Below are 13,429 nucleotides of genomic sequence, written 5' to 3' on the forward strand. Positions count from 1 at the left end.
AAAAACAGGCATAAAAAAAGCCTATCAAAATGATAAGCTTTTATTGAAATGATAAGGATTTTAATTTTAAAATTTGAGTTCCGGAGGAACGCCATATTTATAGAAAAACATAGATTTGTTGTTAGAACCCCATCGGGGTGACATATTTAGCAACCCAGATATATCGCTCCGCTGGAGCTTTTAAATGGAATTTGGAATTTGTCCAGACAACTATGGGGATTGGAATTTTATTTTTTTATTGAATACTATATTCTTCTAATTTTCGATACAAAGTCGCAATTCCAATTTCCAGTAATCTTGCCGTTTCTGCTTTATTACCTTTTGTATAATTTAAAACTTTCTGAATATGTAATTTCTCAACGCTTTGCATCGAAAATGCCGACATTGATTTTGTAGGTTTTTCAGGTTGATGCTGCATTTCATAAGGTAAAACATCTGAAGTTAGAGTGTCTCCATTATTCAGAATAACAGATCTTTCAATCACATTTTTAAGTTCCCGAATATTTCCCGGCCAGGAATAATTTTCTAATTTTTGAAGAAAATCATCTGAAATGTTTAATGTTTTTTTATTCGTTTTTTCAGAAAATTGTTTGACGAAATAATTCGTTATCGCAGCAATATCTTTAATTCTTTCGCGTAATGGCGGCAGTTTTATTTCGAAAATATTCAATCGAAAATACAAGTCAGAACGAAAACGGTGTTCATCACTTTCTGTTTTTAAATCCCGGTTTGTTGCGGCAATTAATCTGAAATTAGATTTTTTTGGAGTTGTATCACCAATCGGTATGTATTCGCTGGTTTCCAGAACACGTAATAATTTGGCCTGCAGTTCAATTGGCATTTCTCCAATTTCGTCGAGAAATAAAGTTCCACCATTGGCTTCTTCAATAAAACCCTTTTTATCTTTTAAAGCTCCTGTAAAAGCTCCTTGTTTGTGTCCAAAAAGTTCGCTTTCAAGAATTTCTTTGCTAAAAGTACTACAGTTTAAGGCCACAAAAGATTTACCGACACGATTACTATTTTCATGAATTGCTTGTGCAAAAACTTCTTTTCCCGTTCCGGTTTCACCCGTTAGTAAAACAGTCGAATCGGTTTTGGCGACTTTTTTTGCCAAATCAATAACCTGTTCAATTCCTTTTGATTTTCCTATAATAGTATTAAACGAATATTTATCACCAATACGTTTTTCGAGTTGTTTTACTTTTTTCTGTAATTGTACTTTTTCTACAGCTTTATAAAGAAGCGGAATAATTTTGTCGTTGTCATCGCCTTTTACGATATAATCAAAAGCACCGTTTTTCATGGCCTGAACACCATCAGGAATATTCCCAAAAGCGGTAAGTAAAATAACTTCGACCAAAGGAAAACTTCCTTTTATGTTTTGAAGAAAATCAACGCCGTTTCCATCCGGTAATTTTACATCACACAAAACAACATCAATATCTGTTTGTTCCAATTTTTTAAAACCTGATTTTAAATCTTTGGCTTCAATAACTTCAAATCCTTCCGATTTTATAATGCGTGCCAATAGACTTCTAAGTTTTTCTTCGTCGTCTATAATTAAAATTTTGTGTATCATTTGAGGAAAAGGTTAAAATCGAAATTCATTTTAACATTACAAATTTAGGTTTTAAATTACTTTTCTTTTTTGATTCATTGGAAATTCTTGTGAAAATTCAATTTTCAAAATAGTTCCGTTATTGTTTTCCATCGAAAATTTGGCTTCTAAATCGTCACTTAAACCTTTTATCAGACTCATTCCAAACGAGTTTAGCTTTTTAGCACTAAAATCAGTATCAATTCCAATTCCGTTATCCGAAATTGTTAGTAAATAATGATTCTCAGTTGTTGCTTCAAGCGTTACATAAATCATCCCGTTTCGTTCATCCGGAAACGCATATTTAATAGAATTGGTAATGGCTTCATTTAAAATAAGTCCAAGCGGAACGGCTTGTGCTACATCTAATTCCAGCTGATCTATTTTTAATTCAAATCTGATTTTTTGCCCAAGCGAAAAAGATTCTTTAAGATATTCGACAAGTTCTCTAATATAATTAGGCATGTTAATTGTCGAAATATTCTCAGAATTATATAATTTTTGATGAATCAATGACATCGAATGAATTCTGTGCTGACTATTTTTTATTGCAGACAAAGCCATATCATTATCCAAATATGCCGATTGTGAATTTAAAAGACTGATAACCGTTTGAAGATTATTTTTTACACGATGATGAATTTCTTTCAAAAGCCATTCTTTTTCATCCAATAAATGTCTAAGATTTATATTTTTCTGATTGATTTCTTTTTCTTTAAGTTCTAGTTTGGCGTGATTTCGTTGTTTTAATCGGTATCTGTTGTACAATAGTCCAATTGTAATAAGTAATAAAATCAGGCTCCAGATCGAGACACTATTTAAAAGTTTAGATTTTTGCAATTCGCTTTTTTGCAGTTTCGACTGATCGTTTAGAAGTGCAATTTTTTGCTCTTTATTTTTAGTTTCATATTCAATTTTGAGCTCATCAATTTGCTTGGTTTTAGAAACACCATGTGTAGAATCACTTAGTTTTTTTACATTTCTGTAATGTTCTAAAGCACCAAGATAATTGCCGTTAATGGAATCAATTTTATATAATGAATATTGAAAAATTTCTGAGTTGTAATGTTTATTGCTGGTTTTAGAGAGCATAAAAACCTTATTGGCATAAAGTTTGGCTTTTTGTGCGTTATTTGTAAATGAGTAAAAATAAGACATCGTGGCATAACCATGAATAACTTCTCTAAAGGTTTCGGGTGTCTTTAATTGTTTAGCATAAAAATCCATTTCGATAAAATATTTTTCTGCCAGATCATACTTTTTTAAAGTAGCGTAACAATTAGCTTTCGTAAAAGCTACCAGCATTTTATCAAAAATACTTTGAGGAGGATAATCAGTAGTTACTGTATTAAGATAAGAAAGAGCTTCATTGTTTTTCTTTAGAGACAAAGCGGCCACGGCACCTAAAAAACTTTTGTACCAAGTTCCGCTATTTAGGGTTCGTTGCCCAATTTTAATGCTTTTTTGATATAGTTCAAGCGCTTCCTCATTATGTCCGTACATGTGGTATACATCACCCAAACGAGTATAAAAGATGTCCCCAAAAGTATAGTCCTTTTCAGCTTCCATTCTTTTAACACTTTTTAATGCATAGTAGAGTGCACTTGGAATGTTACGCTGATTTAGTTCAATAAAAACAATTGTTGTTTCTGCAAATTGCTGATGCGTAAAATTAATTTTTCGCAAATCAATCAAATTTTGGTAAAATCTTTTTTTCGCTTCATTGATTCTCCCAGTCCAAAAATAAATAGTCGTAATCTTCATGTAATTTTCGATCCTTTTTTCTTCTAATCCTAAAGAAGCATAAAGCAAAACAGCTTCTTGCAGAATTTTTTCTTTTTCAGGATCTAAGTTGGATAAAAGAGTTCCATAAGCATCTAAAGCGTTAGCTAGACTAGGTTTATCATTTTGTTTTCGGCATTCAGTAATAACCTGAAGAAAACATTTTTTCCCTTCAGCCTGATTATTAGCCTGAAAATAATATTTACCTAATAAGAGTAAACTTTGATGTTGCCATTTTTTTATTTTAAGTTGATTACTCAAATCAAATGCTTCTTTTATATATGAGAATGCGTTTTGTAAATCTTCTGGTTTTGTACCAGGTTTAAAAAGATAAAAATTTCCTAGTTGAAGTAATAATTTAATTCGGTCTTCATTTTTTGATTTTAGAAGTAATTTTTTAACTGAATTAACATTTCCCTTTTCAATTAAATCATTTCCAATCAGGTAAGAGCCGTCATTAAATCCTTCATCATAAGCTAATGAAACAGGTAATTTATAAGCTTTACAAGCCAAAACAACGGCGCTGTCTGCATCTATTGCACCTTGATTTGAATTATACAAATACATTGAGCTGGCCTGAATGAGCAATCTTTTTTTCTTTAGATCATATTTAGCAACTGAAGGTGAATTTTGTCCCAAAGATGGAAGAATAATGAAGAATAAAAAACAGAGAGAATAGAATTGCTTCATAATTTGGTGAGAATTAGTTTTTTGGAAGTTTTCGGAAACAAATATAAAATAAAAGATATGTGGTCTTGTGAAAAAATATGAAGAAAATTCACATTAAAGTTGTTTTTGATGATTTATATTTGGTAAAAATGTTATTTTACTTGCAATAATTAACTAATTTTATACCAATAAATTACAGCTTTATAATACTAAAAATGCCACAATTATGAAAACGGTTTCTGAGTTTCCCAATAATTCATCTCAACCTACTCTTAAAAAGCGAATTTTAATTGTTGAAGATCAATTTATTGAGGCTCATGATTTGCAGTTAATTCTCGAAAAAGCAAATTACGAAGTAATCGGAATTTCGCGTTCTGTTGATCAGGCTTTGGAACAAATTCAAACGGAAAAACCAGATTTGGTTTTTGTAGATATTATGTTGAAGGGAAGCAGAAACGGAATTGAACTGGCTCAAATTTTAAAGGAAAACCATATTGGTTTCATTTATATATCTGCAAATTCAAGCAAAAGTATTTTAGATCAGGCCAAAATTACCCAGCCTTACGGTTTTATTGTAAAACCATTTCGCGAGCAGGACGTTTTAACAACGCTGGAAATTGCTTTTTATCGTCAGGAATATAGTTTAGAATCGCAATTAATGCAGCAGTTTCAGTTGCAGAATAATATTGCAGAAATTATAAAATCAAATCTTAAATGGGAAGATGCTTTGTTGGCATTTGCAAAAGTGGTGCAAACTTTTATCTCTTTTGATTATTTAGAAGTTGGTTTTTTAAATACAACGCATTATGCAAATCTTGGTGTCATGCGCAAAAATATAGATGATTACCAGATTATTAATCCCGAAAAATTTTCAAAAATTGCCGATATTTCTATAAAAGAATTAGACGAGACTTATAAAAAATCAAAAATAGATTTAAATCCTGTTGTTTATAGCGAAGAATCTTTAATCAATAATTTTCAGGTTGCGCCTATAAAAGGTTTGATATCGCATAATTTTGGAATTAAATCTTATTTGGTTTTTCCTCTTTCAATTATAGGAATTCAAAAATTTCATTTTACTTTTTACAGTCGAAATTTTAATGTTTATTCTCCCGAAAATATAGCAGTTTTGAGTAATCTTGAAAATACTTTTGTTCAGTTTATTACTAAAATGTATCCCAAAACAAATTCATACTCAGATCAAAAAGAAGCAATTATTAAAGAAATAAAACCAATTAATAAATCAGTTGGTTTTGAAGGGATTATTGGAAATAGTTCTCAAATGATTACTGTTTTTGATTACATTCGAAAAGTAGCACCATCTGACACTTCAGTTTTAGTTTTAGGAGAAAGTGGAACGGGAAAAGAGAAGATCGCTCAAAGTATTCATACATTGTCTCCAAGAAAAAATAAGCCTTTGGTGATTATAAATTGTGGTGCAATTCCAGAAAATCTGGCAGAATCGTTGCTTTTTGGTCATGAAAAAGGCGCTTTTACCGGAGCGATGGATAAACGAATTGGTAAATTTGAACTAGCCGATGGTGGAACAATTTTTCTGGATGAAATAGGAGAAATGCCAATGGAACTTCAGGTAAAATTATTACGCGTTTTGCAGGAAAGAGAAATTGAAAGAATTGGCGGAGCTTCGCCTATAAAAATAGATGTTCGAATAATTGCTGCAACCAATAAAAATTTGGAAGAAGAAGTAGCTGCCGGAAGATTTAGAATGGATTTGTATTATCGCCTGCACGTTTTTCCGATTATAGTTCCGTCGCTTAAAAAACGAAAAGAAGATATTCCGGAATTAGCGAATCATTTTATAAAAGTATACAGTGAAAAAATGGGACGAAAATCTCCATTACTTTCAGATTTTGCATTACAGCAAATTACAAATTACAATTGGCCGGGAAACATTCGTGAATTAGAACATGTAATACAAAGAGCTATTTTACTAACAGACGGAAATACAATTAAAGACATTGAGCTTTCGACATCTTCAAAAATGCACGCAGACCAGGCAAGCGAATCATTTTCGATCAAAACCATTTTAGAAAATGAGCGAGATTATATTTTATATATTCTGAAAAAATGCAATGGAAAAATATCCGGAATTGGCGGAGCTGCTGAAATCCTGGATATTCATCCATCGACATTAAATTCAAAAATCAAGAAATTAGAAATTAAAAGAGAAATGAATTAGAATAAAAAACAGACACAGATTTGCAAATTTTTACTAATTAGTTGGTGAAATAAGATCTAATCTGTGGCAAAAAACTTTAGTTAATTTCCTTTTCGTTATCCTTAATAAAGGTGTCTGTATTTTTTAAATACGGATCAACAACAATAAGTTGAGGTTTGGTTTTGAGTTTAATTTTCCCTTTAACTACATTATTTTTTATTAAAAAAGGATAAGAAAACAATTTACCATTTTCATCGTAAACACCAATATCTATTATAGAATCATTTTTAATCAGTTTTCGTTTTCCGGTTGCATTCTCAGAATATTTTTTAGAATTTACTTTAAAAGAAACTTCATAAAAATTATTCTTTTTATTGCTTTCAACCGAAACGACATTTGATGAATAGGTAATAATTTGTTTAAACATTTCATCTAATTTGTAATGCAATTTTTGATCAGTTACCGAATAAATTTCTTTTAATAAATCTTCAGAATCAGGAATTTGATTTGGATATTTATAATGATTTAGAAAATTTTTTAAGGCAAGATTTAATTTTTTCTCTCCAATTAACATTTGCAGTTGATGCATCACAAGCATTCCTTTATCATAAGGTAAATGCGGAGTGTCATAATTCGTTTTATAAAGAGGCGTTTCAGGATCATAACTTCGGCTGCTTAAATACAAATCGAGATGAATTTTTAAAGTTTCAAGAGTTTTCTCTATACCATGTTCTTTTTCATAAAGCATCAGTTCAGTATATTGCGCTAATGTTTCTGTTAAAATCCAGCTGCCTTCTTTTTGTTCCGGACTAATTTGTGCATTTCCCCACCATTCGTGCGATAGTTCATGCGCCGTTAATTGATTGATAACATCTTCCTTATCTTTATGAGAAAGATCGCTGTAAAAACCAAAATTCTCTTTCATAAAAACCGTCGAAGGATATGAAGTTGCTGCAAAACCATCGGCGAAAGCAGAAACTTCGGCATAACGGATTGTTTTATAAGGATATTTTCCAAAGTTGGTTTGACAATAATCTAAAGTGTTTTTTACATCTTGTATTAATTTCGAAACATTTTTAAAATGTCTTTTGTCATAATATACTTCAATTGTAACTCCTTTATAATTTGTTTTTTGAATTTGATATTTGGCAGAAGAAAAAGCAAACCGAAACGGAATCTTCCTATTTGATTTATAATGAAAATAATTGCGGTTGTTTTTTGACCATTTTCCAATTAAATCTCCAATTCCAATAACTGTTTGATTTTGAGAAGTAGACACCACAGCATCATAATCAATAAAATTGTATGGACTGACTGTTTTGTCTTCGAGTTTTTTTAGCGGAGTTTGAGATTTCAAATGCCTTTTTAAACGTTCTTTTTTACTATTAATTTCATTATCATTCTGATAGCCAAAAGTGGGATAATAACGACTTATTCGCATAAAAGAGCCATTTTCTATAATAGAATTAAAAGAAGTATGACCTTTAAAAGACGACCAGCCTGATTTAAATGAAAATGAAATTTCCATTTTTTGATGAGGTTTAAGCGGTTTTGCTAAACGATACCAATAATGATTGAATTGAGAAACGTCGGTTAATTTTTTAGCATTCGGAATTTTGATTGAAGTTAGTTTTGAATTTCGATCTATATATAGGAGTAAACTATCAATTGCTTTTTCAGAATTATTAATCAATTGATATTTCCCAGACACTTCATAACGATTTTCGTCAGGAAACAAAGCAACATTACTTTTAACGGAAGTTATCGTTGGTTGAGGTAAATCAGTATATTTTTTAAATTTTAACTCATATTGTTCGCTCCAATTGTTGTGATCTTCTTCAGTTAAATATGGATATTCAATATTAGTTTTATAAAACAGAAAACTTCCAAAACCAATAAAAAGAAGAGTTCCCAAAGTAAAAGTTGTTTTCTGAAGTGAATTCAGCGAATGTCTTCGAAATGATTTCAGGATGGAAGTATTTCTTTTCCATAAAATCCCTGTTAAGATCAATAGAATCAGAGCCAATCCTGAATTGTATAACATCGAAACATGAAATGGAATTGTATATTTTCCGAAACCATTCAAATCAAAATATTCTCTTTTAAAAGAATCTCCAAATCTAAATAAAGGATGCGAAATTCCTAACTGTTCCCCAATTCCGGTACTTATCAAAATCGTAATAATAACCGCTGCCGAAAGGCCTAAATATTTATTAGATATAACAGTCTGAATAAAAACGATTAAAATGGAGATCAATAAAATAGGCAAACCTAAATAGTAAAATAAAGAAAAATAGAGATCAAATTCTATAGGAGCATTTGCATCAACGATTTGAAAACCACAACCAATCAAAATACTCAAAGCAATTATGATGAGCGGAATTGTAAAAAGCGAAATGATTTTAGAAACTAAAACTATCGTTTTTTGATGAGGCGTTGTGTTTTCCAACATTTCAAATCGAGATGTTTCACTTCGGTTTATCAATTCATTACTATAAAATAGCAAAATGATAATTAGAATAAAAGGTAAACGATCCATAATCGTGCTAATTATCAAAGCTGTATTCGTAATATTTTGTGCCAATCTGATTCCGCCATCAATCTCATCTGAAATTTCAATTAAAAGCAATCCAGAAAATAAAATAACTATCAATAGAAACGGAATTCCTTTCAAAATAAGGGAAACATCCATTTTGATATAACTTTTTAAAACTAGAAAATTATGTTTGAAAGTTCTAAATTCGATATTTTTTGGTGCTTCTGTAGAAAATGAAAGAGATTCAATTTTTAAAACCTTAAATGATTTTACCTTTTTAGTTTTCGTTTTTCGGAAAGAAAACAATTTATAAGAAAGAAATAACAATAGAAAAGAAACACTTATCCATAGCATTCTATTCAATAAAAAATTACCGGATAATTCCAGAAGATTAGTGTTTTTTTGAATTGAAGTCCAATATCTAGTTTGTTCTAAAAATGCTGCCAACCCAAACGGATCTATTTTTGCCGCAAAAGACATCGCAGCAGCAGACGAAGGAGAAGCATTCGCAAAAATGGGAGAGTTTGAGAAAAGCGAACCTGCGATATATAAAATGTAAATCAGGAACCCGCCAACATAAATAAAGAGTTTACTTCTGGTTAACCAAGCCAAAGTCGTTAAAATAGAAAGACACAATACGATATTAGGAATCACCAAAACCAAATACGGCCATAAATAATTGATGATATAAAAAGGACCAATTTCATCCTGAGAAAGCCAGGGCATCAAATGACCAATCATCATCCCGATAATAAACATACCAAAAGAAATAACGGCGATGCCAAAAGCGACAATAAATTTACTTCCTAGATAATTGAACTTAGAAATAGGAGTGGTGAAGATAATGGAGTCGAATTTGGTTTCATATTCCTTTAAAAAATTCTGGGCAACCTGAAGTGTTATCGAGAATATCGTCGTTAAAGAAATCAAGCCAATGGCATAAGTAAGTACATAAGGACTATTTTTGTAAGCGCCGGAAAACGAAAAATTCGCAAAAGCACTCATAAAAAATCCCAGGATTAAGTAAACTAAGAATGTGGCATAAAAACTCCAGTTTCTGGTATTGTTATGCCATTCAAATTGTATTAATTTTAAAAGCATAACGTTATTTTTTAAGTTGATTTGATAAAACACTAAAATAAACATCACTTAAATCAGGCGAAATTAAGTTGAAACCAGAATCTGGTTGCTGATCCGAAAAAACATGAATATTCAATTTACCCGAATTCAAATGCGAGGATATAATATTGAAATGAGTTTGATATTCCTTTAATTCAGATTTATGAATGGCTTTAATCCAGATTTTATCCTTCAATAAATCGATTTTTTCATTTGGATTTCCTTCCAAAATCAATTTTCCGTTTGAAATAATTGCCATTTTGGTACACAAATCTCGAACATCTTCAACAATATGAGTAGACAAAAGCACAATAATGCTTTCGCCAATTTCACTTAAAAGATTATTGAATCGATTTCTTTCTTCAGGATCAAGTCCCGCAGTTGGTTCATCGACAATAATAATCTTCGGATTTCCCAATAAAGCCTGCGCAATACCAAATCGCTGACGCATTCCGCCTGAAAAAGAGTGAACCGCTTTGTCTTTGTGTTGCAATAAATTGGTTTGCTGTAATAAAGTCAGAATCTGATGATTTCTTTCCTGTTTATTCACGATTCCTTTCAAAATCGCTAAATGATCTAATAAGCGATAAGCCGAAATCTTAGGATAAACCCCAAATTCCTGAGGCATATAACCCAGATTTTCTCTGATAAACATTGGGTTTTCCAGAATATTGATTCCGTTAAAGGTAATACTTCCCGAAGATGGTTCCTGTAAAACCGCAATGGTTCGCATTAAAGTCGATTTTCCGGCTCCGTTTGGCCCCAACAAGCCAAACATTCCGTTAGTAATTTCCAGTGACACGTCGCTTATAGCCTGTGTGCCGTTCTCATACGTTTTGCAGAGATTTTTGATTGATAAACTGTTCATTTTTTGATTGATTTAATGATTGATTGAAAAAAATATTTTGAAAAAAAATAGGCAATAGAATTCCTGTCGACATCAAGAGCCGATTTTTTTTAGTTAAGATTTAAAAAGATTTATTCGCTTACGTATTCTAAAATATCGCCTGGCTGGCAGTCTAATATTTTACAAATAGCTTCCAGAGTATCAAATCTGATTCCTTTGGCTTTTCCGGTTTTAAGTATCGATAAATTAGCAGGCGTGATTCCTAGTTTTTCAGCCAACTCTTTACTTTGCATCTTGCGCTTAGCAAGCATTACATCAACATTTACAATTATTGGCATGATTATATAAATAAGTCTTGTTCGTTCTGAAGATTTAATCCCTGTTTAAAAATAGCAGCTAAAAAATAAGCAAATATCCCCAACATAAAATGTAATACAATAAATATTGAGATCTCATTATCTAGTGAAACAAAAATAGAAGAAATAAATATGATGGTACCAGGTAAAAATAAATTACCCAAATAAAATCTTCTCAAGTGTTTAATACCATTTTGAGTAAATAATTTAGGCTGAAAAAACACTTTAAAGACATTGCTAATCAGTAAAAAGAAAAGTCCGTAAAGACTCAAAGGCGACAAAAAATCAAAAATAATATAGGGCAAATTGTAATCGCCCAACATTAGCGGATGATTCGTAAAAGGATAACAAATCTGGAAATACTTTCCGTCATCTTTAAAATTTAAAAACCATCCGGTACTTAAAGTAAGTAAAGAATAAATTGATAATGTAAAATAAACAATAGCCAGAAATCGTGTAACGTAAAATAATATTTTAGAAACAATGTGAGTGGTTTTCATTTGCGCTTAAATTAGTTTTATTGTTGCAAATATATGATTAATTATCTTAAAACAATAATTAATTATTGAAATGTATTTATTTGTTATCGTTTTAACTTCGCAGGAAAACATTATAATTCTATTAACACTAGAAAAGAAAAGACATCTCTATAAATGAATTAATTTTGTATAAATCAAAAATTTTCATGAAAAACCCAATTTCAATCTCCATATTAGAACTCGCTATCATCACACAGGATAGCAATGCTACAGAAACATTTCAAAAAACAAAAGACATAGCCCAACTCGCAGATAAATTAGGTTACAAGCGTTTTTGGCTGGCCGAACATCACAATATGGCACACGTTGCAAGTACGGCAACAGTTGTTTTAATAGGATATATTGCTGGACAAACTCAAAATATCCGTGTAGGCTCGGGCGGAATCATGTTGCCAAATCATTCTCCTTTAGTAATAGCCGAACAATTTGGAACCTTAGAAACGCTTTATCCAAACCGAATTGATTTAGGATTAGGAAGAGCGCCAGGAACAGATCAGCCAACCGCCGAAGCAATTAGAAAAGACTTTTTTGAACAGGCACAGCGCTTTCCTCAAAACGTAAGCAAACTTCAGGATTATTTTTCAGTCGAAAATGCTACAGCAAAAGTGCGCGCTTTTCCGGCCGAAGGCGCAAATATTCCAATCTGGATTTTAGGTTCAAGTATGGAAAGTGCAGCTCTTGCCGCTGCTTATGGATTACCATATGCTTTTGCAGGACATTTTGCACCACGTCAAATGATTCAGGCATTCGAGTTTTATCGTGAAAATTTCCAGGCTTCCGCCACTTTAGATAAGCCAAAAACAATGGCATGCGTCAATATTATTGCAGCCGATACAAATGAAGAAGCTGAATTTCTATCAACAAGTTTGTATCAGATGTTTCTAAATCTCATTCGTGGCGATCGCAAAGGGTTACAGCCACCTGTACCATCTTTAGATAATATCATGGGCGAAGAAGAACGTTTTCATGTCAATCAAATGACGGCATGTACTTTTACGGGAAATAAGGAACAACTGGCAATAGATCTTAAAAAGTTTATCGACTATTCAAGAATTGATGAACTAATGGTAACCAGCCCAATTTTTGATCATCAGAAAAAACTAAAAAGCATCCAAATCACTAAAGAAGTAATTGATGCTTTAAACTAATTATCCATACCTATATATAAGGTGTATTTTACATACTATAATATAAAGAGTAGATTTACTCTTTCCCAACCCCGACATTTTTTAAACTTGTCGGGTTTATTTTTTGCTACCTATATATAAGGAGAAGCTTCTTTAATTATATATGTATAGTTTATCCTGCTGAACAGAAGCCGAAGTATCGCCCAATTGGAATTTTGGAGTTTGAAGAATTTGGAATTTAGTTTTTAGAAGGAGCTATTTCCCGCTATCCACTACAATCTTTTGTGCCGAACCCCGGCACAAAAGGATTTTCGTTACTATCGGGGCTAGGTCAGTAATTTTCAAGAAAACATTTGGATAAAGAGAGGAAAATTCAGGAACAAAGAAGAAAACTTAGCGCCTTTGCGACTTTGCGCGAAACAAAAACCAGCCCAAACCGCACTCTTGTGACTTTTCCATCCCAATAAAAAGAAGAAAAACAAAAATCTTCGGGCCTTAGTGCCTTTGCGGCAAACCCATCCAAACCCACACAAAGCGCTACAAATTCAGAAAACCCCAATCCGATCAAAAAAAACTTTGGATTGTAAAAAACGCAAAACCAGTGCTTTATAAAAAAGATTGAAATTATATAAAAAAAAGGCTTGTAAATGTAAATAAAGGTGCTACTTTTGCACCCGC

8 protein-coding genes are annotated in these 13,429 nt (G+C 31.6%); 2 read left to right on the forward strand and 6 right to left on the reverse strand.

The genetic code is table 11. The features are described 5' to 3' along the window. Positions 1 to 235: 235 nt before the first annotated feature. Both RT99_RS07265 and RT99_RS07270 read right to left on the reverse strand, forming a co-directional pair. Entirely contained in the window at positions 236 to 1,579 is a 1,344-nt protein-coding gene (locus tag RT99_RS07265) for a sigma-54 dependent transcriptional regulator (protein WP_042564036.1), read from the reverse strand. 51 nt (positions 1,580 to 1,630) lie between these two features. Then, entirely contained in the window at positions 1,631 to 4,069 is a 2,439-nt protein-coding gene (locus tag RT99_RS07270) for a sensor histidine kinase (protein ID WP_082036928.1), read from the reverse strand. Positions 4,070 to 4,274: 205 nt separating this feature from the next. On the opposite strand from RT99_RS07270, the gene RT99_RS07275 reads away from it, so the two are divergent. After that, the gene (locus tag RT99_RS07275; RefSeq protein ID WP_042564038.1) at positions 4,275 to 6,248 is read left to right on the forward strand and encodes a sigma 54-interacting response regulator; all 1,974 of its coding nucleotides are present in this window, start codon (positions 4,275 to 4,277) and stop codon (positions 6,246 to 6,248) included. Positions 6,249 to 6,324: 76 nt separating this feature from the next. On the opposite strand, the gene RT99_RS07280 is transcribed toward RT99_RS07275, so the two are convergent. The 4 genes from RT99_RS07280 to RT99_RS07295 form a co-directional block, all read right to left on the reverse strand. After that, entirely contained in the window at positions 6,325 to 9,864 is a 3,540-nt protein-coding gene (locus RT99_RS07280) for a M1 family aminopeptidase (protein ID WP_082036931.1), read from the reverse strand. Between the two features lie 4 nt (positions 9,865 to 9,868). Next, positions 9,869 to 10,750, reverse strand: a complete 882-nt coding sequence (locus RT99_RS07285; RefSeq protein ID WP_042564040.1) for an ABC transporter ATP-binding protein — start codon at positions 10,748 to 10,750, stop codon at positions 9,869 to 9,871. Positions 10,751 to 10,860: 110 nt separating this feature from the next. Next, entirely contained in the window at positions 10,861 to 11,067 is a 207-nt protein-coding gene (locus RT99_RS07290) for a helix-turn-helix transcriptional regulator (RefSeq protein WP_042564041.1), read from the reverse strand. A 2-nt stretch (positions 11,068 to 11,069) separates the two neighbouring features. Continuing rightward, the gene (locus RT99_RS07295) at positions 11,070 to 11,585 is read right to left on the reverse strand and encodes a DUF2975 domain-containing protein (RefSeq protein ID WP_042564042.1); all 516 of its coding nucleotides are present in this window, start codon (positions 11,583 to 11,585) and stop codon (positions 11,070 to 11,072) included. A 185-nt stretch (positions 11,586 to 11,770) separates the two neighbouring features. Between RT99_RS07295 and RT99_RS07300 the strand changes: the two genes are divergently transcribed. After that, a complete protein-coding gene (locus RT99_RS07300) occupies positions 11,771 to 12,772 on the forward strand; it encodes an LLM class flavin-dependent oxidoreductase (protein ID WP_042564043.1) in 1,002 nt (333 codons plus the stop codon). The last annotated feature ends 657 nt before the right edge of the window (positions 12,773 to 13,429 follow it).

This window comes from Flavobacterium sp. MEB061 (assembly GCF_000834715.1).
Classification (GTDB): Bacteria; Bacteroidota; Bacteroidia; order Flavobacteriales; family Flavobacteriaceae; genus Flavobacterium; species Flavobacterium pectinovorum.

What these genes read in the sequence shown, in the direction of transcription:
- RT99_RS07265 (WP_042564036.1), bottom strand. Translation starts at nt 1,579, where the DNA reads ATGATACACAAAATTTTAATTATAGACGACGAAGAAAAACTTAGAAGT.
- RT99_RS07270 (WP_082036928.1), bottom strand. Translation starts at nt 4,069, where the DNA reads ATGAAGCAATTCTATTCTCTCTGTTTTTTATTCTTCATTATTCTTCCA.
- RT99_RS07275 (WP_042564038.1), top strand. Translation starts at nt 4,275, where the DNA reads ATGAAAACGGTTTCTGAGTTTCCCAATAATTCATCTCAACCTACTCTT.
- RT99_RS07280 (WP_082036931.1), bottom strand. Translation starts at nt 9,864, where the DNA reads ATGCTTTTAAAATTAATACAATTTGAATGGCATAACAATACCAGAAAC.
- RT99_RS07285 (WP_042564040.1), bottom strand. Translation starts at nt 10,750, where the DNA reads ATGAACAGTTTATCAATCAAAAATCTCTGCAAAACGTATGAGAACGGC.
- RT99_RS07290 (WP_042564041.1), bottom strand. Translation starts at nt 11,067, where the DNA reads ATGCCAATAATTGTAAATGTTGATGTAATGCTTGCTAAGCGCAAGATG.
- RT99_RS07295 (WP_042564042.1), bottom strand. Translation starts at nt 11,585, where the DNA reads ATGAAAACCACTCACATTGTTTCTAAAATATTATTTTACGTTACACGA.
- RT99_RS07300 (WP_042564043.1), top strand. Translation starts at nt 11,771, where the DNA reads ATGAAAAACCCAATTTCAATCTCCATATTAGAACTCGCTATCATCACA.